The organism is Bombella favorum, assembly GCF_014048475.1.
In the GTDB taxonomy this organism is placed as follows: domain Bacteria; phylum Pseudomonadota; class Alphaproteobacteria; order Acetobacterales; family Acetobacteraceae; genus Bombella; species Bombella favorum.
The window spans coordinates 1,051,147-1,073,115 of the sequence record NZ_NWUS01000001.1; the positions used below are offsets into that span (position 1 = coordinate 1,051,147).

The following is a 21,969-nucleotide window of genomic DNA, read 5'->3' on the forward strand; positions in this document are numbered from 1 at the left end:
TTTCTTTCATGGGTGCATCATCTTTTCTGCATATGTCGGCCTCACGCCGTGGCAAAAACATTTTTTCTTCTTCCGTGCCCGGCAAATGCTATCTTCTTCCTGCACTCTGCTCCACAGCGCATTCGCCCAATCCATCAAGACACAGGGGACCTCTTATGCCTGCTTCATCACCCTCCCAGACATTCCCTGTTGAAGGGATGAGCTGCGCCTCCTGCTCCGCACGGGTGGAAAAAGCCCTCCGCAATGTTCCAGGTGTCGAGGCAGCCAGCGTCAATCTGACCACCGGCATGGCACAGGCCACGGGCACGGCCTCCCGCACGGACCTCATCCTCGCTGTGGAGCAAGCCGGGTACACCGTGCCAACACCACCGATCAAACTCCGTATTGAGGGAATGAGCTGCGCTTCCTGCTCCACACGGATAGAAAAAACCCTGCAAGATGTTATCGGCGTGAGGGAGGCCAACGTCAATCTAGCCAGCGGCACAGCGCAGATTACAGGCACGACCACACATCAGGTGTTGATTAGTGCCATCAAGGACATGGGCTTTGCAGCCTCACTGCTGGAAAATGAGAACCTACAGGACGCTGCCAAAGAACGGCAACAGCGGATCAAACAAGCCACAAAAAGCCAATGGCGTAACCTGATAGCCTCTGCCCTCCTCTGGCTGCTTATCATGCTTATGACGATGGGCCACGGATTGGGCATTATTCCGGCTGGTATTCAACCTTTGTTGCAATGGACGTTGGCCAGTGTTGCCCTGCTCGGGCCAGGGCGGCGATTCTACCAAACGGGCATCCCGGCTCTGCTCCGCCGGGCACCGAACATGAATTCACTTGTCGCACTGGGGACCGGGGCTGCTTACTTATATTCCAGCCTTGTGGTTTTCTACCCCATGCTGCTGCCAGAGGGAACGCAGCATCTCTATTTTGATACCGTGCTGGGTATTCTGACACTCGTTCTGCTAGGCCGTGTGATGGAGGCCAGAGCAAAGGGCCGCACATCCGCAGCACTGGAAAAACTGACCCATCTACAACCGCAGAAAGCCCATCTTCTGACAGATGGCCAATGCAATGTCGTCCCCATTGCCCAGATACAGCTAGGGGACCATCTCCTCGTCCGGCCCGGCGAACGGGTGCCGCTAGACGGCCTAATTCTGGAAGGAAAGAGCCATCTGGATGAATCCCTACTTACGGGGGAGCCTATGCCCTCATTCCATCAGGTGGGGGATAGTGTCATCGGGGGTACCATCAATCAGGAAGGAACCCTGACCATTCAGGCCACAGCAACAGGGGCCGATACCGTGCTTGCCCGCATCATCGACATGGTGGCACAGGCACAAGGCGGCAAACTGCCCATCCAATCCCTTGTGGACAAGGTGACGCTATGGTTTGTCCCGGCAATCATTCTGCTGGCCGTGCTGACATTCATCATCTGGCTGGTTCTGGGGCCATCCCCCGCACTGGGCTATGCGGTCGTAAATGCCATTGCCGTACTGATTGCCGCCTGCCCCTGCGCTATGGGCCTCGCCACACCAACGGCCATTATGGTCGGTACGGGCACAGCGGCAGAAATGGGCATCCTTTTCCGCAAAGGGGAAGCCCTGCAAACACTGGAAAGCACACGGCTAATTGCCTTTGATAAAACCGGAACCCTGACATCCGGCCAACCTCAACTAACAGAATTCTATCTGCTGGATAAGGAAGCCTCCCGCGATCCCGAACAAGCTGAAAAAACCCTTCTGGCTCTTGCTGCCTCTGTGGAGAAGCAGTCTGACCACCCTGTCAGCCGGGCCATTGTCGCAGCAGCACAAGAACGCAAGCTACCCGCTGCAAAAACAAGCCATGCCCACATCATCGCCGGACTAGGCATTACAGCCCAAGATGAAGACGGACAGGACATCCACCTTGGCAGCCAGTCCTTCATGAAAACACTAGGCTTCTATAATGCAGAGGCCAACCGGCTTGTTGATGGTCTAAGCCAGAAAGGCACATCCCCTCTCTTCATGGCGCACAAGGGGCAGATCGTCGCTCTCATGGGCGTTGCTGACCCTGTCCGCCCCTCCGCCCAAAAGGCCATTGCCGCCCTAAGAGCGCAAGATATCCGAACGGTCATGATTACCGGTGATATCGAGCCTACGGCCCGCCATATCGCCCATCTAGTCGGAATCGAAGATGTCATCGCACAGGTGATGCCACATGAGAAAAGTCAGACCGTCCAGAATCTTCAGAAGATTCACGGCTCTGTGGCCTTTGTGGGGGATGGCATCAATGATGCGCCCGCTCTGGCTCAGGCGGATACGGGGCTGGCCATCAGCCACGGGACGGACATCGCCATAGAGGCTGCAGACCTCATTCTGACAGGCGAAAACCTGATGGCCGTCCCTCATGCCATTGCCCTATCCCGGGCAAGCATGACTATCATCAGGCAAAATCTCTTCTGGGCCTTCGCCTATAATATCGTGCTGATCCCAATTGCCGCTGGCATCCTCTATCCCTTTACCGGGACCCTGCTTTCCCCCGCCTTTGCGGCGGGGGCCATGGCTCTTTCCAGCATCTTTGTGCTGAGCAATACACTCAGGTTGCGGCGACTGCGCACCGTGGTAGAGACTGAAACAGCCACGGCCTCCTAAAACAAACCCGGGGTAGGCCAACAAACACCCTACCCCCGGCTTTATCAGGCCCTCACATCATGCTGAAGCCAGAACAGCAGCCAATGCCTCCACCACAGGGGGCAGGTTGCGTTCATTCAGCCCTGCCATACAGACCCGGCCACTCCGCAGAACATAAACACCATGCTCCTCCCGCAGTCGGTCTACCTGGGCAGGAGAGAGCTTCATCATGCTGAACATGCCCCGCTGTTCCAGCAGGTAGCGGAAATCCTGACCCGGCAAGCAAGCTGCAAGCTGCTCATGCAGCTTTTTCCGCATCTCCCGGATGCGGGCCCCCATGGCCGCTACCTCACCCTGCCAGAGACGTGACAAAGCCTGATCACCCAAAACAGCATCCACAAGCTGCGCCCCACGGACCGGCGGGCTAGAATAGTTCCGCCGTACCGTCACCTTAAGCTGGCTCAACACCCGTTCTGCTATGCCCTCATCCGGACAGACCACCGAGAGTGCCCCGATACGATCCCCATAGAGGGAAAATACCTTGGAGAAAGAATTACTGAGCAAGAACTCAAGCCCTGCCGCCACCATCGCCCGGACGGCATAAACATCCTCTTCCAGACTACGCCCCAACCCCTGATAGGCGAGGTCCAAAAACGGAATCAGCTTCCTCTCTTTAAGGACAGGCACCAGCATATCCCATTGTTCATCTGTCAGGTCAGCCCCTGTCGGATTGTGGCAGCAAGGATGAAGCAAAACGACATGCCCTGCTGGAATCTGGCGTATACAGGCCATCATAGCCTCAAAATCCACACCACCCGTTTCCGGGTCGAAGTAAGGGTACGTGTGAGTTTTGAAACCAGCTCCCTCAAAAATGGAAATGTGATTTTCCCATGTCGGGTTGCTGACCCACAATTCAGCTTGTGGGAAATAGCGATGCAAGAAGTCGGCACCGACCTTCAACGCCCCGGACCCACCAAGAGTCTGCACCGTGGCGATGCGGCCGGTCTGCACCGGCTCACTCCCACGGCCAAAAAGCAGATGCTGGACGGCCTGCCTATAGGAGGCTAGCCCTTCCATCGGCAGGTACAGGTCCGGCCTATCCTGCTGGCTGGCTAGCCTCTCATATGCCCTGCGAATGCAGGCAAGCTGCGGGACATGGCCTGCTTCATCATAATACAGGCCGATGCTGAGATTGACCTTCTGTACCCGGTCATCCCGCTTGAAATCCTCTACCAGTGACAGGATGGGATCCCCTGGAGACAGTTCAACAGACTGGAACATGGACTTCTTCATCCTTTTTTCATGCTCGCATTGCGTGGGCCCTGCGGACCGTAATCATAATCCGCCACGACCATGCCGAATTTCTTCAGAGCATCTGGAGCATCCATCTCTGGCAGAAGGAGCTCAATAAACACGGCCCGGTCAGCCTGTTCCGCCTGCTTCAAAGCGTCCTCCAGCTCACTAACCGTCTCCACCACGAGGGACAGAGCCTTATCGTCACGGTCAAACGCACGGGGCAAGTCCGCATACCGCCAGTTAGCAATATCATTATACTGGGACCGTTCCCCCAAAATCAGACGCTCGATCGTGTAGCCCTTGTTATTAAGCAGGAAAATGATGGGCTTCTGGTCATACCGCAGGATGGTAGACAGCTCCTGCACTGTCAGCTGGAAAGAACCATCGCCGATGAAGAGCAAATGCCGCCGCTCTGGACTGCCACACTGAGACCCGAACAGAGCAGGCAACGTATACCCGATTGCCCCCCAGATCGGCTGAGAAATGTAATGTGTGTTCTTGGGGAAAGGCGTGCCCAGCAGGGCCGTGTTACTCGTCCCAGCCTCACCGACCACGACATCCCCTTCCTTCAGGAAACGGGCTACACGGGGCCAGAGAGCCGCATGGGTCAACCGGTCTCCAGCTTCACCGAGCAGAGACGGTGCAGACACAGCCGGACGGGACGGCAACGTACGGGAAGACGGCTTCACCTGCGCCAAAAGGGCCTTCAATACCGCCCCGACAGGAGCAGCCGGAATTGACCGCCCCGCAATGCTCACATCATAGGCCTGAAGATTGATGAACGAATCGGGCCGGATCTCATGTGTAAAGAATCCCGTATTGATCTCCGTAAAACGTAGACCGACCCCGATTACACAATCAGACTGGCTGACCAGCTCCTTGATGTCCGGGCGGCTCGCCCCACCCACATAACCACCCAGATAGTAGGGGGCCGTCTCATCCAACACGGCCTTGGCCGGAGCCGCCGCCACACAGGGAAGCACACAACGTTCTGCCAGCGCAGCGATCTGCCCCGCCACGCCAAAACGGTCAGCGTCGGAATCGAGAATCATCACCGGCGAGCGAGCAGCAGCCAAACGTGCGGCAATATGCTCGGCTGCTAGTGCCACCTGTTCGGCATCACCCTGCGCATTTGCAAAGGCAAACGGTTCATCAGGCACGGTAATGCTCAGATGTGTGATGTCAGAAGGCAGTTGAAGATGAACAGGCCGCCGCTCCCGCCAGCAAGCCTGGAGGACACGGTCGATTTCCTCCACGGCATTTTCCGGCGTCAGGCGGGCCTGAGCGACCGTATATTCCGCCATGCACCGCCCGATGTTACCATACCCGCCATCACCCAGCGTATGATGCAACAGAGCACGTCCCTCAACCGCATGAAGTGGTGGAATCCCAGTGATGTGCACAAACGGAACACGCTCGGCATAGGCCCCCGCAATGCCGCTGATAGCCCCGAGGTCCCCCACGCCAAAGGTCGTCACCAAACCGCACAGGCCAGAAGTACGGGCGTAGCCATCGGCGGCATAGGCAGCATTCAACTCGTTGCAGTTCCCCACGAAGGTCAGGGATGTATCCGCCTCCACCTGCTCCAGAAAAGAAAGGTTGAAATCCCCCGGAACACCGAAAAGATGGCTAATTCCTGCCTCGACAAGGCGGCGGGCCAAATAGGCCCCAATCTGCATACGCATAAACAAATTCCTAAAACATATGGAGAGTATATGCTCCGGGACAGGCGGAACTGCCTGATTGCCCGAAATCCTTTTTTCAGTTTCCAAGCATACCGCAACATGCATGCAGCCTGTGTGCAAATATGATCTAATATGCCCCTTTCTACGCACAGATCACGCATGGATACGCACATCATGGATCATCTTGACTGGAAAATCCTTTCTGCCCTGCACCGCAACGGACGTCTGACCAACCGGGAGCTGGGCGAGACGGTCGGCCTCTCACCGTCCCAATGCTCCCGCCGCCGACTCCTGTTAGAGAAGGCCGGTGTTATCCGGGGGTATGGTGCCACACTGGACCAGCAAGCCATGGGGCTCGGCGTGATGGCCTTCGTCCAAATCATCATGAAGGGCCACGCTGCCGGGGCCTTCGAACGCTTTCAGGCTCTCATAAACGGCACCCCTATGATTCAGGAGGCCCACGCCGTTAGCGGCGATGCGGATTACATCCTTAAAGTCGTGACGAAAGACCTACCCAGCCTCTCCGCCTTTGTTACAGACCAATTACTAGCGCATGACACAATCGGCCATGTGAAGTCATACATTGCCCTCCGCCCCCTGAAGACAGACAGCCCTTTACCGCCATTTATGCCCTAAAAACGGATCTCTCAGCCGGGTTACGCCCTTCGATAAAAGAGAAAGCTGGCATCTTCAGGCAAGCCCGGATAAAGTCCCCCCCACCTGTGATACCCTTCCGGTTCCCGTGCTACGGTGCCCCCGCTTTTGGAGGCTCCATATTCCCCATGACGGACCGGCAGGCATAGGACCACCTGATGATGCACCACTGCTGGAGAGTGAACAGAACACCATGAGCTGGCTGACCGAACATGTCCGTCCCAAATTGCGGAGCCTACTGCAGAGGGATGTGCCAGATAATCTCTGGACCAACTGTGAATCCTGCTCGCAGATGATGCTTACTAAGGAGCTAGTCCGCAAAAAGAAGGTCTGCCCCCATTGTGGGCACCATATGCGTGCCTCGGCCCATGAGCGGATGCAGTGGACCTTTGATGATGGAAAATACACCACCATCAACCTGCCCACCGTCCCAACAGACCCGCTGCATTTCCGGGACTCCAAACGTTACACGGACCGGCTGAAGGCTGCCCGTTCCAAATCCAGCCTTGATGATTCCCTGCTCGTTGCCCACGGCACGATCGCTGGCAGGGAGACAGTTGTGGCTGTCATGGCTTTTGAGTTCATGGCCGGGACAATGGGCAGTGCCTTGGGTGAGGCCTTTTTGGCCGCCTGCCAGGAAGCTATCCGCCGTAAGGCTCCCCTCGTCATCTTCACAGCTTCTGGCGGTGCCCGTATGCAGGAAGGTGTTGTCAGCCTGATGCAGATGCCCCGCACGACCATCGGCGTGGAAATGCTGCGGGACGCAGGCTTGCCCTATCTGGTGGTTTTCACCAACCCGACCACGGGCGGCGTCTCTGCCTCCTTCGCCATGCTAGGCGACATCCATATCGCCGAACCCAATGCACTGATCGCCTTCGCTGGCCCCCGTGTCATCCGTGATACCGTGCGTGAGGAACTGCCAGAGGGCTTCCAGCGTTCTGAGTATCTGAAAGAGCACGGTATGGTGGATATCATCGCCAGCCGTAACGAGCTTCCCGCTCTTCTGGGCCGTCTAGTTGGAATGCTGTCTCCCGCCGCCGCCACAAGTGCGAATGCCGGGCCAGCACCCAGCCACACATCCTAAGAGGCCCACCCTATCCTGCCCTACCCACCTAACGGGGCAGGGTAGGCGACCTCCTTCTTTTTGCCGCTCCCTTCGAGACAACCGGATTTATAATCATGGCAACAGGCCAGCATACTAGCGCCCCGCAAAGTGAATTCCACGGGCGGACGGGGGCGATAGTGCGCCGCCTGCAAGAGCTGCACCCCAAACTGATCGACCTTTCTCTGGACAGGCTGGAAATCCTGCTTGCCCGCCTAGGTCACCCTGAGCGAGCCCTGCCCCCCACCATTCATGTGGCAGGAACCAACGGCAAAGGCAGCACCTGCGCCAACCTGCGGGCCATCGGCGAAGCCGCGGGGCTCAGAGTCCATGTCATGACTAGCCCGCATCTTCTGGATGTAACAGAACGCTTCCGCCTCGCAGGGCAACTTGTTAGCGAGGACCAGTTTGTCGCCACTTTGGAAGAGATTGAACGGGTCAATGATGGGGCTCCCATCACCGTTTTTGAGGTCCTGACAGCAGCGGGCTTCCTCCTCTTTTCCCGCATCCCGGCTGACCTGCTGATTCTGGAGGTCGGGCTTGGCGGGCGGTTTGATGCCACCAATGTGATTCCCACCGCACGGGCCTGCATCATCACCTCTATTAGTCTGGATCATCAAGGCTTTCTGGGGGATGATCTAGCAGGCATCGCACGGGAAAAAGCAGGCATCATCAAACAGAACGTGCCGGTTTTTGTAGCCCCCCAGCCTGCCGACGTCATGGTGGCGATCACGGAGGTTGCCAACACCCATGCCGCACCTCTCCATAGGCTCGGCCATGAATTTACCATTACCCCACAAGGTAATGGGCTACTCTATCAGGACGAGGCTGGAAGCCTAACCCTGCCCGCCCCGTCCCTGCATGGTCCCCATCAGGCACAGAACTCCGCCCTCGCTGTGGCAGCCCTGCGCCACGCCGGGCTTAGCCTTCCAGACAGTGCTTTTGCCGGTATTGCCAAAACACACTGGCCCGCACGCCTCCAAACACTACATGGCATTCTTACCCAGGATATCCCCGCCAACTGGGAGCTGCTGCTTGATGGTGGTCATAATCCCGGTGCAGGCACTGTTCTGGCCGATGTTCTCAAAACGTGGCAGGATCAGCCCCTGCACCTCATTGTCGGGCTGAAGGACAGCAAGGACGTGCAAGGCTTCCTTCGCCCGCTGATCCCCTATGCCACCACCATACAGGCCGTAGCCGAAGAGGGGCAGCATCTGGCCATGCCGGTTCAAACCATTCTAGAAGCCGCCAAAACAGCCGGTGGAACAGCCCAACCCGGGCCGGACATTCGCACAGCCATAAAACGCTTGCGTGATGAGGCCGGAGCCACCCCCAAACCGGCACGAATTCTGATCTGCGGTAGCCTCTATCTGGCAGGCTGCGCCTTAGCGCTAGATGGCGCCTCCCCTCACTGATCAGGCCAACATACCCACCCGGTCCCTCTCTACACTCTGCCCCGGTGCGGACCGCCCACCCCCATAATGGAGCGAAACAGACCAGCATGAGCGACCAGACACCTACCCCCCAGCCCGCCCCCACGACAGATAATAGCGGGAACCTGCAGGAACTGCTCCAGCGTGTTCCGCCTGCCAACCTTCGGGCAGAGCAGGCACTGCTTGGGGCCATCCTGACCAACAACAAGGCTTATGAGAGCGTCTCGGACTTCCTGCACCCCTCCCATTTTGCCGATGCCGTCAACGCTCACCTCTATGAGATGATCACCAGACGCATCGAACGCAGCGGCGGTAAGGGCAGTGTCGATATCATCACAATGCAGGGTGACTTCGAGGCCAGCCCCATACTGGCCGCCGCCGGAGGAGCCGAGTATGTGGCCAAGCTGCTCAATGCCATGGTGGGCATTGTCAATGCCCGTGATTATGGCAAGGTCATCCATGACTGCTGGGTCCGCCGCCAGCTGATCGGCATCGGCACGGACATCGTCAATAACGCTCACGGTGCCCGACCCGATCTGGACGGACCGGAACAGATTTCCGCTTCGGAAGAAGCCCTCTTCAACCTGGCAACGGACAAGGGACAGGAAGGCGGCTTTCTCGTATTTTTCCATGCCCTGAAGAAGGCTCTCGACATTGCCGACCAGGCCTACCAGCATACGGGCGACATTGTCGGGCTGACCTCTGGCCTGCGGGATTTCGACAAGAAAACCGGTGGCCTGCACCCGTCCGACCTGCTGATCCTCGCTGGCCGTCCTGCCATGGGGAAGACCGCCCTTGCTACGAAAATCGCCTTCTCCGCAGCGCAGTCCCTCTTGCGGGAGGCAGAAGAAAAAGGTGAGCCACCCCGTGGCAGCGTGGCCATCTTCTCGCTAGAAATGTCCGCCGAGCAGCTTGCCACCCGTATTCTCTCCGAACAGGCCGAAGTCTCCGGCGAACGCATCCGCCGGGGTGATATCGGACCGAAGGAGTTCGACCGGTTCGTCCGTGTTGCCACGGAGCTGCAACGCCTGCCCCTGCATATTGACGACACACCAGCCATCTCCCTCTCCGCCATGCGGACACGCTGCCGTCGGCTGGCTCGCACACATGGGCTGAGCCTTGTGGTGGTGGACTATCTCCAGCTCATGCGCCCCGCCGTTGGTACCAGACCGGACAGCCGTGTGCAGGAAATCTCAATGATCACACAGGGGCTCAAGGCCATCGCTAAGGAGCTGGATGTGCCTGTCATTGCACTTTCCCAGCTCTCCCGTCAGGTCGAGTCCCGTGACGATAAACGCCCGATGCTCTCCGACCTTCGTGAATCCGGCTCCATTGAGCAGGACGCCGACGCCGTTATGTTCGTCTATCGTGACGAATATTACCTGCAACAGCGCAAACCTAAGGAAGCCTCCTTCCCAGGTGCGGACAAATACCAGATCGCCCTTGAAGAATGGCAGCGGAAAATGTCGCTCGTCCATAATAAGGCCGAGCTAATTCTGGAGAAACAACGTCACGGGCCAACAGGCACCATTCATCTCTACTTTGAAGGCGAATTCACCCGCTTCGGCGATCTGGATACCTTCCACGAGTAATCAAGCCAATGGGGGCCTTTAACAGCCCCCTCCCCCTCACTCGTGGGGCTTTTCCTCAAGCGGAGGGGTGATAACAGCGGCTGGGGTCGCCGCAATAACCTCCGGTGTAGGCTTGCGCCGCCACCACCAGCCACGATGCAGCATCTTCTCGAAGCGGATCTTCTGCCGCAGCCAGTTCAACATCCCGGAGAGGGTGACAACTGCAATCCCAATGCCATCCCACATATCCACGGGCTGGTTAAAGATGAAGTAGCTGAAGGCTACAATCCAAACCATCTGGCTATATTGCGGCAGGGCCACACGGTTTGCCGGGGCAATAGACGCTGCCAGCATGAGCAGAAGTTGCCCCGCCGCTGCCAGAAACCCATACCCGAACAGCAAAAACCACTCGCCTGCACCATGCGGCATGACAAAATGCTGCACCATCAGGATACCGTCACCCACCAGCGGCCCGAACAGGCTGGAGCCGTACAGCGTCAGGCGGGATGTTTCCTTGCCTGCAAACCGGTAGGCGATCACGCTCACAGCAGAGGCCATAGCCACCACAATGGCACAGAGATGCCCAAACTGAAGGGCCTTCACACCGGGGCGCAGCACGATCATCACACCGGCAAATCCCATCAGAACGGACAGCCATGCCCAACCCGTCACTTGTTCCTTGAGGAACAGCACGGAAACGATGGTGACAAAGAACGGCATCAAAAACATCAGGGAGAGGGCTTCTGGCATGGGTAGAAGCATGAAAGCTTCCACACTCCCCGCTGTGGCGACGAACACCGCTGCGGCCCGCACGAGCCAAAGCCATGGATGGCTGGAAAGCACGAGTATTTTGTAAGACTCATTTGGCCGCTTCAACAGCGGGACGATCAGCAGCCCGAACACCCCCCCGAAGAAGGCGACCTCAAAGGGGTCCAGCCGCCCGGCCAGCCCCTTGGAACAGGCATCACTAATGGAAAAGAACGCATAGCCCATGAAGGCAAGCACAATGCCCGATGTAAAAAGTATCTTCCTCATGTGTTCCCTGTCCCTGATACATTATCGCTACTGCGCTACCCAAGGGTAAGGGTTAACCCACCAAAAAGAAACCGATCAACCACATCTCTACAGGATGACAGCCCTGTGATGATGCTCCATCATCACAGAGACAGGGACACACCGCCCATCACGCTGCGCCGTAGGCCATATTGTGGAGCTCCGACACCAATGCCGCTGCCATCACGCAACATATAACGCCGGTCAAACAGGTTGAGGACATCAAGCCGCAGCTGCATAGTGTGCCCGCCCAACCATGCCTCATGCTTCAAAGTCTGTACCAGTCCTAGATTGAAGGTGACATATTGCGGCACATGTGTCCCATTGGGGATAGTCTCATCCCCCATTTGCTTATCCTTACGCAGGCCACTGCCATAAACCATGGTGCCAGATAGCTGAAGTGGATGGTGTGTTCTGTAGAAGAACGCATAGGACCCGCCAGCCGACGCCGTTATCAGCTGATCATGATCCAGATGCACCCAATGATTCCGCATATAGTGGAGGTCATCCGTATCAAAATTCCACTGCGCCGAATTAATATCTTTCCCCATAGCTTTTGAAACAGCCAGATTACCATAAAGGGTCAACGGCCCTGTGCTGTAATCGGTCGTCAACTCCACACCACGGACATGGCCCCGGCGATAGTTATAGGCTGTCAGAATAACAGGAGCCCCGAACTGCCCTTCGTCAATCAGGTTCTTTGCCTGCTTCCAATAGGCATCCAACCCGACATGCCAGTTCCGGGTGATCTGCTGCATGAAACCAATATCATAATAATTGTCCCGCTCTGCTTTCACACGGTCATTCTGATAATTGGCTGGGGCAGCGGATGTGCCTGCAAAACGATTCAACGATGTTGTACCGACCGTCTCGAAAGGCGGGGGGGTCAGATACCGTGCATACCCGACATGGAACCGCCCGCCATGCCATGGTGTCCAGACCAGCGACACACGGGGGCTGAGCTGATGCGCATGAACGTATTCCTCCACACCATCAAACCGTACCCCACCATTAAGGACCAAAGACCGGGTCAGATGCCATTCATCCTGAAGATAGGCCCCGTATAACGCCCCTGTTTTGCCGGATGAATCATGCACTGTCATGGGATGAAGGTTGATATTCCCTTCCTCATCCACCGGATAGACCTGTGAATTGCTCTTGCTCACAGCCCGCTCGCTATAGGCCTGCACACCACCCCGCACAGTATGCGCCCGACTGACACGCCACGTCACATCACTCTGCACACCGCTGGAAAAAACCGACCTGGCTGCCTGCTGGGCAATACCATTATAAACGAGATCGCCTAGCCAATCGGGCGAATAGCGCATAGAGCTATAACGTAAAATGGCCGATGTCTGGGCACTGACCTTTTCATGATCCTCTTGCCAAGAGAGGATGGCAAAGTCCGTGATCTGCTGCTGATGTTCATCCAGATGGGCACTGTCGGGCGCATCTTCCTGCACGGGCCGGTTATCCGCCTTAAAAAGCGGCGTGGCAAACTGATGCTGCTGGCCGGGATTATTAGGCAGCTGATACCACGCATTAGAAAGGCCCGCTGTCAGGCTGAAACGTGTCTCCGGCCGGAGCGTATACCGCAGATGCCCCAACACATGATACTGATTGGATAGGTCATGGATGGCATCATAACTAGGCGTTGTATTCTCGATACCCACCCGGTTATGGATGGCATCCGCCGTGATGAACCCATCCCACTTCCCCCAATGTCCGCCATACTGAATGGAAGGCTGCACATAATCCCGCACACCACCGTAGCCGGAGAGTGTTCCCCCCTCGTCGGACACGCCATTTTTAGTCTGAATATCGATCACACCAGCTTGCCGAAACCCATATTCTGCGGGCAGAACACCGGTTGTCAGGCTCATAGAATGGGCAAAGCGGGTCATCAGGGCCTGCCCGAACACATTCACCCCTTCCGGCAGGGCCACGCCATCCAACCGGAATTGAACGTTATTATGGTCCCCCCGAATGTGAATCTGCCCGTAACTATCCTGCGTCACACCAGGAGCCTGCAACAAGATGCTGTTCAGTGAGGCATTGTCAGCACCGGGATTCGCCTCAATAGCTTTACGAGAAAAGTTCGTCTGCGTAGCCCCAATGGCAGGCTGGAGAGCCGCACGGGCCTGATCCAATCGCCGGGCCGTAACATGGATATGCTCTTCCTTGCGGTCCTCATGGCGGACAGTATCATCGCCACTAGCCTGATCCTCTGGGGAGAGAACCGGCGTGTTCCCGCCTGCGGCATCATCAGCCCGTGCGGCCTGAACCAGTCCCCCGGATGCCAGTGCCAGACATACACAAACGACCCTGCCCCGCCCCTTCACCGCCATGCCGCTCTCTCTGTCCCTTATAGGCTGTTCTGATACCACATAGGTTGTTACATTATAACATAACAATTTTTAAAAATAGCCCCCCTCTTCATCTTAAAATGGGGGACTATTAAATAAATAAAAATTATCACTCTAGTAATGCTCCTAAAAGAATTTCTCTTATCTCCAACTGACTCCTTGTATTCTTAAAAGTAGTAGCCGGAAAACCAAAGTCCCCCTCTTCATTATAGATACGAATAAGCTCAAAAGAGACCTCTCTTACAATCCTACATACTTCAGTATCATTTGAAAAATTTATACCTTTCTCATGTATTATTCTAAAAACACAATGGCATATAAATTTATCACCATGAGAGAGTATTGACAAGTCATCTCTGGCAGCATTACTTTTAATCTCCTTTAAAACCCCCAAACATAGTTTATATACTTTCCATTTACCAATTATTTCATCCCCTGAAATATCTTCAGGGAATATCCTTGTATAAGGCTCTCCCTTAAGATTACTCCATAATCCTGATACATATCTCTTAGCTTGAACAGAAATTCCGATATCTCCACTTGCACATGCCAACGCAACTGCCGCATCCTTAACCTCTATTTGTTCTAATCCCTCGCTTGTCTTCGAGCCTCTCTTAACAACATAATCATAACCTTTAGATGCTAAATCAGTTTTAATTAAATCCTGCCTCGGATCCAAAGAAACAAAATCTAGTGCATTCAGTTCATTTTGGGTATTATTCGCTCTTGTGACATCTTCATCAAACCCTGGGGCCGTCCCTTCCAGAGAAATTACTCTAAAACTAACTCTTACTTGTGATAAATCAATGCCTTCCTCCAGCGCCCTCGCAAGCATTCCGGCTGTCTGGGCCCCATTAATAATGTTAATACCTTCTGCATGTATTTTCTTTGGATTTGTTTCACTGGGTGGGTACTTTACATGAGAGGCAATAGCTGTAATCCCATTGTTTAAATACCAAAAATTTTCTGGATCTTCACGAATAGTTTTTAATATTCCCTCATTAACATCTGAATTACATAATGTAAAACGTACATTTTGTTCAAACAATCTAGTTCCATGTTGACAAACCCATGTTGCCACATCCTCTCCTGCCACATGTCCATAATAAGCTCTATGAGGATCCCTCAATATACCCATCCCATATAAATTAATATCTATGCTATTAGAATCAGTCTTAGTAAAAAATCTAGCGCTCTGATACAATCTATTGAAATTTACATATTCCCAAGAAAAAGATTCGTCTGTATCATTTTGTCTACTACAAAATTCATCCAAAATATCTTTACAATTTGGTTCAATGTCCACCTTACTTGTCGTAACAATACACATTTTAATCCTTGTGTTAATATCTTCTAAAGAACCACTTATTTCATTATAAATATTTTTTAATCTTTTACCTGCTCCAGAAACATTCGCCCTAATTATCTTCTCTATTCCATTCTTAAACTTTAAAACATCTCCTTGACCTATAGACTTGTCCTGTGCAGTTCTAAATTTTGTCTGTACAAAATAAAATACTTTTGTTACTTCATTGTAAAAAATACCATCAATACCAAAATCTTCACTTCCATCAACAATATATTTATTCGCATATTCTAATGGCATCCCCGCAGCAGATGCCAAAAACAATCCTGTTAAAGCTAATGAGTTTCTTTTTTCTTCTGAAGAGAAATTTCCTTCTAAATAAGGAACAATATCCTGCTCAAGTTTTTTCACAAAACGACGCAAAGACAAATTAGCAGCTAGACCCATTTCATATCTCCCTAAATAAAAGCTCAATAAATGCTAAATCATCTTCACACCAATTAGCAACAGCAGACTACCCAAAATAAGCCGCTGCCAGCGTTCCGGGCATCGCCCAGCGCAATGGGTGCCAAGCCAGATACCCGGCAGCGAACCGCTCAACAAAAGCAACAAGATTGGCACCATCACATCGCCTTCCACCCAATGCCCTGCCCCGGCAATCAATGTCAGGGGGATAGCATGGGCGATATCGATAGCCACAAGCTCCCGCAGCGGAAGGGTCGGATACAGCATCACCAACACAGCCATGCCAATCGCCCCTGCCCCAACAGAGGACAAGCTGACCATGCAGCCCAGCACGAAGCCCAGCACGACCGTCAACACCCGTGAGCGTACCGGCCCACCCAACTGGTGACGCAGAACCCATTCTTTAAGTGTCGGACGGAACAGGATAGCCGGGGCAGTTACCAGCAGGCAGATACCCAGCGACAAACGGATGACATGGGCCATCTCCTGCGGGGACCCTAGATGACGCAGCCAAAGCAGAGCCACCGCTACACCGGGAAGGCTACCCGCCATCATCCACAGCACGATGGACCAACGCACCGGCCCGCACCGCCGGTGCAGAAACGTGCCGAACAGCTTCGTCACAGCGGCATAGACGAGGTCCGTCCCCACAGCGGCCTTAGGATGAATCCCACAAAGCAGGATAAGAAGCGGCGTCATAAGTGACCCACCGCCTACACCCGTCATCCCTACCAGAAACCCGACCAGTGCGCCGGAGATGACATAAGCCAGATGCCCCATCATCTTATCCTTCTCCTAGAACGGGCAGGGCCTTTTCCAGACAAAGCTCCCCCCACCGGCATTTCCCTGCTGGAAAAACCGGGTTCCTGTTCCATTCTCTTGCAGAAACTGATGCCCGCCGGGTCTCACCTTAATGGAGGAAGACCCGGCAAAGCAGGCTCTTAGTGTACGGCCTTATGCACGGCATCAATCAGGTGCTGCACACTCCGGGCCACGTCCCCATCGCCGGGGACAACAACATCTGGCCGTTCCGGCACCTCATAAGCCGAGGACACACCGGTGAACTCGGCTATCCGGCCCTCTTCTGCCTGTGCGTACAACCCTTTCGGGTCACGGCTACGGCATAACTCAGGGGCTGTATCCACAAAGACCTCGTGCCAGTCTTCCCCGATGATCGTCTTAGCCAATGCACGATCTCTAACCAGCGGTGAGACCAAAGCCACCAGCACGATCTGCCCAGCATCCGCCAGAATACGGGCCACATGAGCCACACGGCGGATATTCTCCCGCCGGTCTTCTGGAGAGAAGCCGAGGTCGCTGCACAGGCCAGAGCGGACTGTATCGCCATCCAGCACGGTGACATTCAGCCCTTCACGGCTGAGGGCCTCCTCGGCATGGCGGGCAATGGTGCTTTTGCCAGCACCGGGCAAACCGGTCATCCAGAACACGGCCCGACCATGCCCACGCAGGCCAGCCCGTACGGCATCGCTCACGCCGCTGGCTGTTGGATGAATGGCATGTGCCCCTTCAGGCAGAGCCGCCGGACCAATCAGCGGAGCACCACCAACGATCTTCTGATGACGATCCACCAGCACGCCACGCCCGTCCGGCATACCAGGCGCAAAGGGGTCGAACAGAATGTTACGGGCTACAGCAAGGGTGATCTCGGCAAAGCCATCCGGTGGTACTTCATCCGCTGGGCTCAAGCTGAGGTCGTCAAGGTCCACCACGGCATCAATAGCCGCCACAGTGACATCATATTCCGCCGTTGCAAGACGCAGCCGAAAGCTCTCACCCACACGCAGCGGCTCACCACGCAACCAGAACAGCCGTGTTTTGAGGCGGGCAGCTTTCAATGGAGCCGCAGCCTCATCCCCAGCAGGGAACAGCAGATCGCCACGATCGGGCACCAGATCAGGCTCCAGACGTAGGGCGATGGATTCACCAGCGCCGGCAACAGGGTAATGGGGGGCGTGCCAGCGGCAGACTTCGGCCACGGTGGCCTCCTGCCCCTGCCCACCAATCACCAGCCGGTCACCCTCCCGCACCGTGCCACGCTCGACACGGCCTGCCACATAACGGATACCTTCAAAACGGTACACATCCTGCACCGGCATACGGAACGGCAGGGCATGGCGAGATGCCGGTGGCTGAATGAGAGACAGGGCCTCCAACAAGGTTGGCCCCGTGTACCAATCAGCCTTTTCAGAACGTGTAGCGATATTATCGCCATCCCGAGCTGAAGCGGGGATAACCTGATTGACGTTAATCTCCAGCCGCCCCAGCAGCTGGCGAATATCGCCTTCCACCTGCTTCAATCTGGCTTCATCAAATCCGATGCTATCTGCCTTATTCAGTAGGACGATCACATGATTAATGCCGATGAGCCGCAGCAGCATGGCATGGCGGCGGGTCTGCTCCCGTACACCCTCGGCAGCATCTACCACCAACACAGCGGCTTCGGCATCAGCGGCACCGGTAATCATATTACGCAGGAACTGCCGATGACCCGGCGCATCCACAATGACGAAATCCCGGCCATCCAGCTGGAAAGGGATGCGGGTGGAGTCCACCGTCACACCCTGATCCCGCTCAATCTGGAGGGAATCGAGCAGGAAGCTCCATTCCACGGCCAGACCACGCTTACGGCTGCTTTCCACGATCTGAACGAGGCGACCATCCGGCAGGCTGTCCGTATCGTACAAAAGGCGGCCAATCAGGGTAGATTTACCGTGATCCACATGGCCTACGATCACGATCGGCGTGCTGACGCCATGACGGACCTGCGATGATGGTGAATAAGTCTGTGTCATCGAAATAGGTCCCCTCACAGATAACCGGCAACACGAAGACGCTCGAACGCATCTTCTGATTCATGGTCCATGGCACGGCCTGCACGCTCGGAAGTGCGGCTCGTTTCCAGCTCGGCAATCACTTCGGCCACGGTGGAAGCATTGCTCTCAATCGGGCTGGTGATGTCCTGATCGCCCAGCGAGCGATAACGCTTGCCATCCTTGGCAAAATAGAGGTCCACAAGTGGGATATTTTCACGCTCGATATACCGCCAGATATCCAGCTCCCGCCATGCCAACAGCGGATGGACACGGACATGCATTCCATCCTCATAAGGTGTGGCGTACTGGTCCCAGAATTCGGGTGGCTGGTTGCGGACATCCCACTGATGGCTTGCCCCACGGGGGCTGAAGACGCGCTCCTTGGCACGGGTGGCCTGCTCATCACGCCGGATACCAGCGACAATACCGCGGAATTTGTGCTTGTCGATCAGGTTCGCCAACCCAACCGTCTTACGAGCTGCGGAGCGGGCTGCCGGTGGCAGGGAGGGGTCCATCTCCTCCACGGGCGGACAGTCACCAAGAACGAGGTCTAGATTCCACTTCTTGGTGTATTCATCCCGGAACTCATACATCTCCGGGAATTTCTTACCCGTATCCACATGCATGACAGGAAAAGGCACATGCCCCATGAAGGCCTTGCGGGCCAGCCAGACCATCACGTTACTATCCTTGCCCAATGACCAGAGTAGAGCCATGGGCTTCAGCTTGCGATAAGCCTCCCGCAGGATGAAAATGCTCTGGGCCTCCAGCTGGTCCAAACCATCCATGGTACGTGCTTCTTCCAGAGCCATGACTGCTCCCTTTCCTTACATGGTGGGCCGTGCGGCCCGGTCTTACCGTGCGGGCCGCTCTGCAATCAGGGCAGCGGCTGAAACTTCTTCGGCATTAGCATCGGGTGGGGCCGGAACGGGTCGGTGCAACCCACATTCTGTCTTTGTCAGCCCGGCCCAGCGTCCAGCCCGGCTATCCTCACCTTCACCAACCGGCCGTGTGCAGGGGGCGCAACCAATAGAACGATACCCTTTTGCCACCAGTGGATGCGGCGGCAGGGCTTTGTCCTTCATAAAACGGGCAATCTGCTCTTCGCTCCAGCCTGCCAGAGGGTTCAGCTTCACGCTGCCATCCTCCTGCCGCTCCGCTACGGGCAAAGCGGCCCGGGTCGCCGCTTGCATCCGCTTACGCCCCGTCACCCAAATGTCGAACTCTGGCAGCACCACTTCCAGCGGTTCCACCTTCCGCAAGGCACAGCAGGCATCAGGGTCGAAAGCTACAAGCTGCCCCTCCGGGTCCCGATAGGCTACTTCGGCAGGGGCTGGGTGCAGAGTGCGGACATCCTCCAACCCTAGGTGGCGGCTCAGCTCATCCCGATAGGCCAGCGTTTCCGGGAAATGCCGCCCAGTATCGAGAAAGAAAACCGGTACGGCTTTATCCTGTGCGGCAACTTGCGCCAACAACACCGCTGATTCTGCACCGAATGAAGAGATCACCGCCACACGCCCCGGGAAACGAGCCAACACGGAAGACAGCACACGGCCTGTTTCCTCCTCCGAAGCAGCGGCATCCCCCTGATGGGGCAGGGCTTGGAACTCGCTGTCCGATATCGCCATGTGATCTGCTCCCCAACGGAAAAATACGATGCGTTGTAAAGTAATTACATATTTAACTGGCTTCAATGTTCATTTTTGAAAAATCATCAATTTTTCAGGATATAAGAATATCCTTATACTCTAAAACGACAACCACATGCGATCATAACCCACGAAAAACAGGGGAAAATCCATAAGTCACAACCAAGAAAACACCCCTAAATTAAACTTATTAAAATAGTTATTTATGCAGCACACTCTTCAGAAATGGAGCGTAATGGTCGAAAGCATATAGGTTGCATTCTGCCCTCCTGCCCGTCTCATACGGTGTGTTAACAGAGTCGCCCCGCCATCAATCTGCCAATTGACATGCTGCTGAAGCTGGAACTGCACCTGCCCTTGTGGCTGCAGCCCCACGGCCCGCCCTACCCGCCGTAGCTTAGCCCCGGACAGAAAAGTGAAGGGGGAGGATGAGTTATAAAGCCCATCATTCATGCTCTCCCGCCAGAGATAAGGCACCCGGATGCGAATATTCATAAAGGGCCGAGGCGCAATACTCACGAGCGGCCCAGCACTAATGATGTTTGCCCGTGTGATTGTGCGGGTTAGGTCAAATGTCCCATTACGGGGAGAAAAGGGGGCCGAGAATGTCCCGACTGTGCCTTCACTGCGGCGATTATCGCCCCCGCTATAAGCCTCGGCCTGCACACCCAAAAACGGATGCAGAGAAGAGGATGAATGACGCCACCCCAGCACACCCCGCACCGCCCACGCACTCACAGGGCGGCTAGCAACGGCAGAACTACCGGGATGGAAGCGTCCTCCCTGATACACACCCCCCAACTCATACTCGAAGGAAGGTGCCGAGCCATACCAGCGAAAACCGCCATTCTGGCGTGTCTGCGTGCCCGCTTCGGACCCTTTGTAACGGGCCACAGCAGCGGATTTCCCACCGTAATGAAAGCCCATCCAGAAGAGATCGAGAAAAGAATGAACCTGTTCCCCAACAATGGAAAAAGGTTGCAGGGCAATACCGATATTTCCTCCATAAAGGCGGGTGTCGTCATCAAAACCACCCCCCATGATGGTATCTCTCGTCACCTGCGTGCCCACGAAATTATAGAGGTCCAGCCGCACCCGGTTCCACATGGCGTAGCCACGGACACCATTCCATGACAGCGGAACATTGGGTGTCTCCCGCATATAAACGAGCCATGACGGGGCATCGAGAAACTGCTGCCGCCCTACCAAAATACCGGTTTTCGCACCCAAAAGCTTACGCTCATAACCGACAAAAAGCTGCTGCACACCCAGCCTACGCCGCCATGTGGCGTTATAGCCATAATAATTCCAGCCTGCGGCCTCACCATTATTCAGCTGGCCGAATATCCGCCAATGCTGCCCTAAATGAAGGTCCACCCCCAACAGGTTACGCACCGTAAAACGCCCGGAATGTCGCTTACCCGCCGTCCCAAGCTGGGGGTTGGACTCATACCAATTGCGGATACGGGATTCACCGGAAAAAGACAGCCATATACTGCCAGATTCATTCAGGCGAATAGCCTTCAATGGATCGAGAAAATCCGTATAGTTTTTGGGGTCTTTTTTACTGCTCCAATCCTCAGCCCACGGTGCCACCCCGTAAGTACCAACCGGCCCAAACCCGGCGAACTCGCCATTCCCCCAGTTGAAAGCTCCCCAGTCGCCCTGATGCCGCTTGCGGGACCGATTTTCTGCTGGTGTGACACGGCGGGGCTGGCCGATCACCCCTGCCCCCGGCATTATCTCCACAGCAGGCGGTACTTTATCAGCAACCTGAGCGTCCGCCCGCTTCTGCCCCACCAGAAAAACCGAGGCCATCAAAGCGACAGAAACCCACGGAATCCGCTTTCTTTTCCCAAGCGATACAGCACCGCATCCCAAAAAGACCGGGGAGTATCCCTTCTGCTTCATCACACGCCATGATTGCCCACCTGTCTGCATGAAGC

Annotated in this window: 15 protein-coding genes; 5 read left to right on the forward strand and 10 right to left on the reverse strand. The window is 55.4% G+C overall.

The features are described 5' to 3' along the window. The first annotated feature begins 155 nt into the window (after positions 1 to 155). Positions 156 to 2,630, forward strand: a complete 2,475-nt coding sequence (locus tag CPA57_RS04775) for a heavy metal translocating P-type ATPase (protein WP_182081649.1) — start codon at positions 156 to 158, stop codon at positions 2,628 to 2,630. Positions 2,631 to 2,687: 57 nt separating this feature from the next. On the opposite strand, the gene CPA57_RS04780 is transcribed toward CPA57_RS04775, so the two are convergent. Both CPA57_RS04780 and CPA57_RS04785 read right to left on the reverse strand, forming a co-directional pair. Next, positions 2,688 to 3,890, reverse strand: coding sequence for an amino acid aminotransferase (locus tag CPA57_RS04780; protein WP_182081650.1), 1,203 nt, complete (start codon positions 3,888 to 3,890; stop codon positions 2,688 to 2,690). Positions 3,891 to 3,898: 8 nt separating this feature from the next. Beyond that, entirely contained in the window at positions 3,899 to 5,590 is a 1,692-nt protein-coding gene (locus tag CPA57_RS04785) for an alpha-keto acid decarboxylase family protein (RefSeq protein WP_182081651.1), read from the reverse strand. A 174-nt stretch (positions 5,591 to 5,764) separates the two neighbouring features. On the opposite strand from CPA57_RS04785, the gene CPA57_RS04790 reads away from it, so the two are divergent. From CPA57_RS04790 to CPA57_RS04805, 4 genes are all read left to right on the forward strand, one after another. Then, positions 5,765 to 6,226: an Lrp/AsnC family transcriptional regulator gene (locus CPA57_RS04790; RefSeq protein ID WP_182081652.1), complete on the forward strand. Its 462-nt coding sequence runs from the start codon at positions 5,765 to 5,767 to the stop codon at positions 6,224 to 6,226. Between the two features lie 211 nt (positions 6,227 to 6,437). Continuing rightward, on the forward strand, positions 6,438 to 7,328 hold the full coding sequence (gene accD, locus CPA57_RS04795) for an acetyl-CoA carboxylase, carboxyltransferase subunit beta (RefSeq protein WP_182081653.1): 891 nt from the start codon (positions 6,438 to 6,440) through the stop codon (positions 7,326 to 7,328). A 95-nt stretch (positions 7,329 to 7,423) separates the two neighbouring features. After that, a complete protein-coding gene (locus CPA57_RS04800) occupies positions 7,424 to 8,761 on the forward strand; it encodes a bifunctional folylpolyglutamate synthase/dihydrofolate synthase (protein WP_182081654.1) in 1,338 nt (445 codons plus the stop codon). Positions 8,762 to 8,847: 86 nt separating this feature from the next. Further along, complete coding sequence (locus CPA57_RS04805; RefSeq protein WP_182081655.1) at positions 8,848 to 10,371, forward strand: replicative DNA helicase; 1,524 nt, start codon at positions 8,848 to 8,850, stop codon at positions 10,369 to 10,371. A 36-nt stretch (positions 10,372 to 10,407) separates the two neighbouring features. On the opposite strand, the gene CPA57_RS04810 is transcribed toward CPA57_RS04805, so the two are convergent. The 8 genes from CPA57_RS04810 to CPA57_RS04845 form a co-directional block, all read right to left on the reverse strand. Beyond that, complete coding sequence (locus tag CPA57_RS04810) at positions 10,408 to 11,385, reverse strand: DMT family transporter (protein ID WP_182081656.1); 978 nt, start codon at positions 11,383 to 11,385, stop codon at positions 10,408 to 10,410. Between the two features lie 122 nt (positions 11,386 to 11,507). Further along, complete coding sequence (locus CPA57_RS04815; protein ID WP_182081657.1) at positions 11,508 to 13,751, reverse strand: TonB-dependent receptor; 2,244 nt, start codon at positions 13,749 to 13,751, stop codon at positions 11,508 to 11,510. 127 nt (positions 13,752 to 13,878) lie between these two features. Then, positions 13,879 to 15,522: an AIPR family protein gene (locus CPA57_RS04820; RefSeq protein ID WP_182081658.1), complete on the reverse strand. Its 1,644-nt coding sequence runs from the start codon at positions 15,520 to 15,522 to the stop codon at positions 13,879 to 13,881. Between the two features lie 33 nt (positions 15,523 to 15,555). Next, positions 15,556 to 16,323, reverse strand: a complete 768-nt coding sequence (locus CPA57_RS04825) for a sulfite exporter TauE/SafE family protein (RefSeq protein ID WP_182081659.1) — start codon at positions 16,321 to 16,323, stop codon at positions 15,556 to 15,558. Between the two features lie 158 nt (positions 16,324 to 16,481). Next, positions 16,482 to 18,353, reverse strand: a complete 1,872-nt coding sequence (gene cysC, locus CPA57_RS04830) for an adenylyl-sulfate kinase (RefSeq protein ID WP_182081660.1) — start codon at positions 18,351 to 18,353, stop codon at positions 16,482 to 16,484. A 14-nt stretch (positions 18,354 to 18,367) separates the two neighbouring features. Continuing rightward, positions 18,368 to 19,162 (reverse strand): sulfate adenylyltransferase subunit CysD, encoded by a 795-nt coding sequence (gene cysD / locus CPA57_RS04835; protein WP_077397136.1) that lies wholly within the window; start codon positions 19,160 to 19,162, stop codon positions 18,368 to 18,370. A 66-nt stretch (positions 19,163 to 19,228) separates the two neighbouring features. After that, a complete protein-coding gene (locus CPA57_RS04840) occupies positions 19,229 to 20,002 on the reverse strand; it encodes a phosphoadenylyl-sulfate reductase (RefSeq protein WP_182081661.1) in 774 nt (257 codons plus the stop codon). A gap of 240 nt (positions 20,003 to 20,242) precedes the next feature. Further along, the gene (locus CPA57_RS04845) at positions 20,243 to 21,964 is read right to left on the reverse strand and encodes an alginate export family protein (protein ID WP_182081662.1); all 1,722 of its coding nucleotides are present in this window, start codon (positions 21,962 to 21,964) and stop codon (positions 20,243 to 20,245) included. Positions 21,965 to 21,969 lie beyond the last annotated feature (5 nt).

Bases quoted from the DNA above. Each gene is read 5' to 3' on its own strand.
- CPA57_RS04775 (WP_182081649.1), top strand. From the start codon at position 156: ATGCCTGCTTCATCACCCTCCCAGACATTCCCTGTTGAAGGGATGAGC.
- CPA57_RS04780 (WP_182081650.1), bottom strand. From the start codon at position 3,890: ATGTTCCAGTCTGTTGAACTGTCTCCAGGGGATCCCATCCTGTCACTG.
- CPA57_RS04785 (WP_182081651.1), bottom strand. From the start codon at position 5,590: ATGCGTATGCAGATTGGGGCCTATTTGGCCCGCCGCCTTGTCGAGGCA.
- CPA57_RS04790 (WP_182081652.1), top strand. From the start codon at position 5,765: ATGGATCATCTTGACTGGAAAATCCTTTCTGCCCTGCACCGCAACGGA.
- accD (WP_182081653.1), top strand. From the start codon at position 6,438: ATGAGCTGGCTGACCGAACATGTCCGTCCCAAATTGCGGAGCCTACTG.
- CPA57_RS04800 (WP_182081654.1), top strand. From the start codon at position 7,424: ATGGCAACAGGCCAGCATACTAGCGCCCCGCAAAGTGAATTCCACGGG.
- CPA57_RS04805 (WP_182081655.1), top strand. From the start codon at position 8,848: ATGAGCGACCAGACACCTACCCCCCAGCCCGCCCCCACGACAGATAAT.
- CPA57_RS04810 (WP_182081656.1), bottom strand. From the start codon at position 11,385: ATGAGGAAGATACTTTTTACATCGGGCATTGTGCTTGCCTTCATGGGC.
- CPA57_RS04815 (WP_182081657.1), bottom strand. From the start codon at position 13,751: ATGGCGGTGAAGGGGCGGGGCAGGGTCGTTTGTGTATGTCTGGCACTG.
- CPA57_RS04820 (WP_182081658.1), bottom strand. From the start codon at position 15,522: ATGGGTCTAGCTGCTAATTTGTCTTTGCGTCGTTTTGTGAAAAAACTT.
- CPA57_RS04825 (WP_182081659.1), bottom strand. From the start codon at position 16,323: ATGATGGGGCATCTGGCTTATGTCATCTCCGGCGCACTGGTCGGGTTT.
- cysC (WP_182081660.1), bottom strand. From the start codon at position 18,353: ATGACACAGACTTATTCACCATCATCGCAGGTCCGTCATGGCGTCAGC.
- cysD (WP_077397136.1), bottom strand. From the start codon at position 19,162: ATGGATGGTTTGGACCAGCTGGAGGCCCAGAGCATTTTCATCCTGCGG.
- CPA57_RS04840 (WP_182081661.1), bottom strand. From the start codon at position 20,002: ATGGCGATATCGGACAGCGAGTTCCAAGCCCTGCCCCATCAGGGGGAT.
- CPA57_RS04845 (WP_182081662.1), bottom strand. From the start codon at position 21,964: ATGCAGACAGGTGGGCAATCATGGCGTGTGATGAAGCAGAAGGGATAC.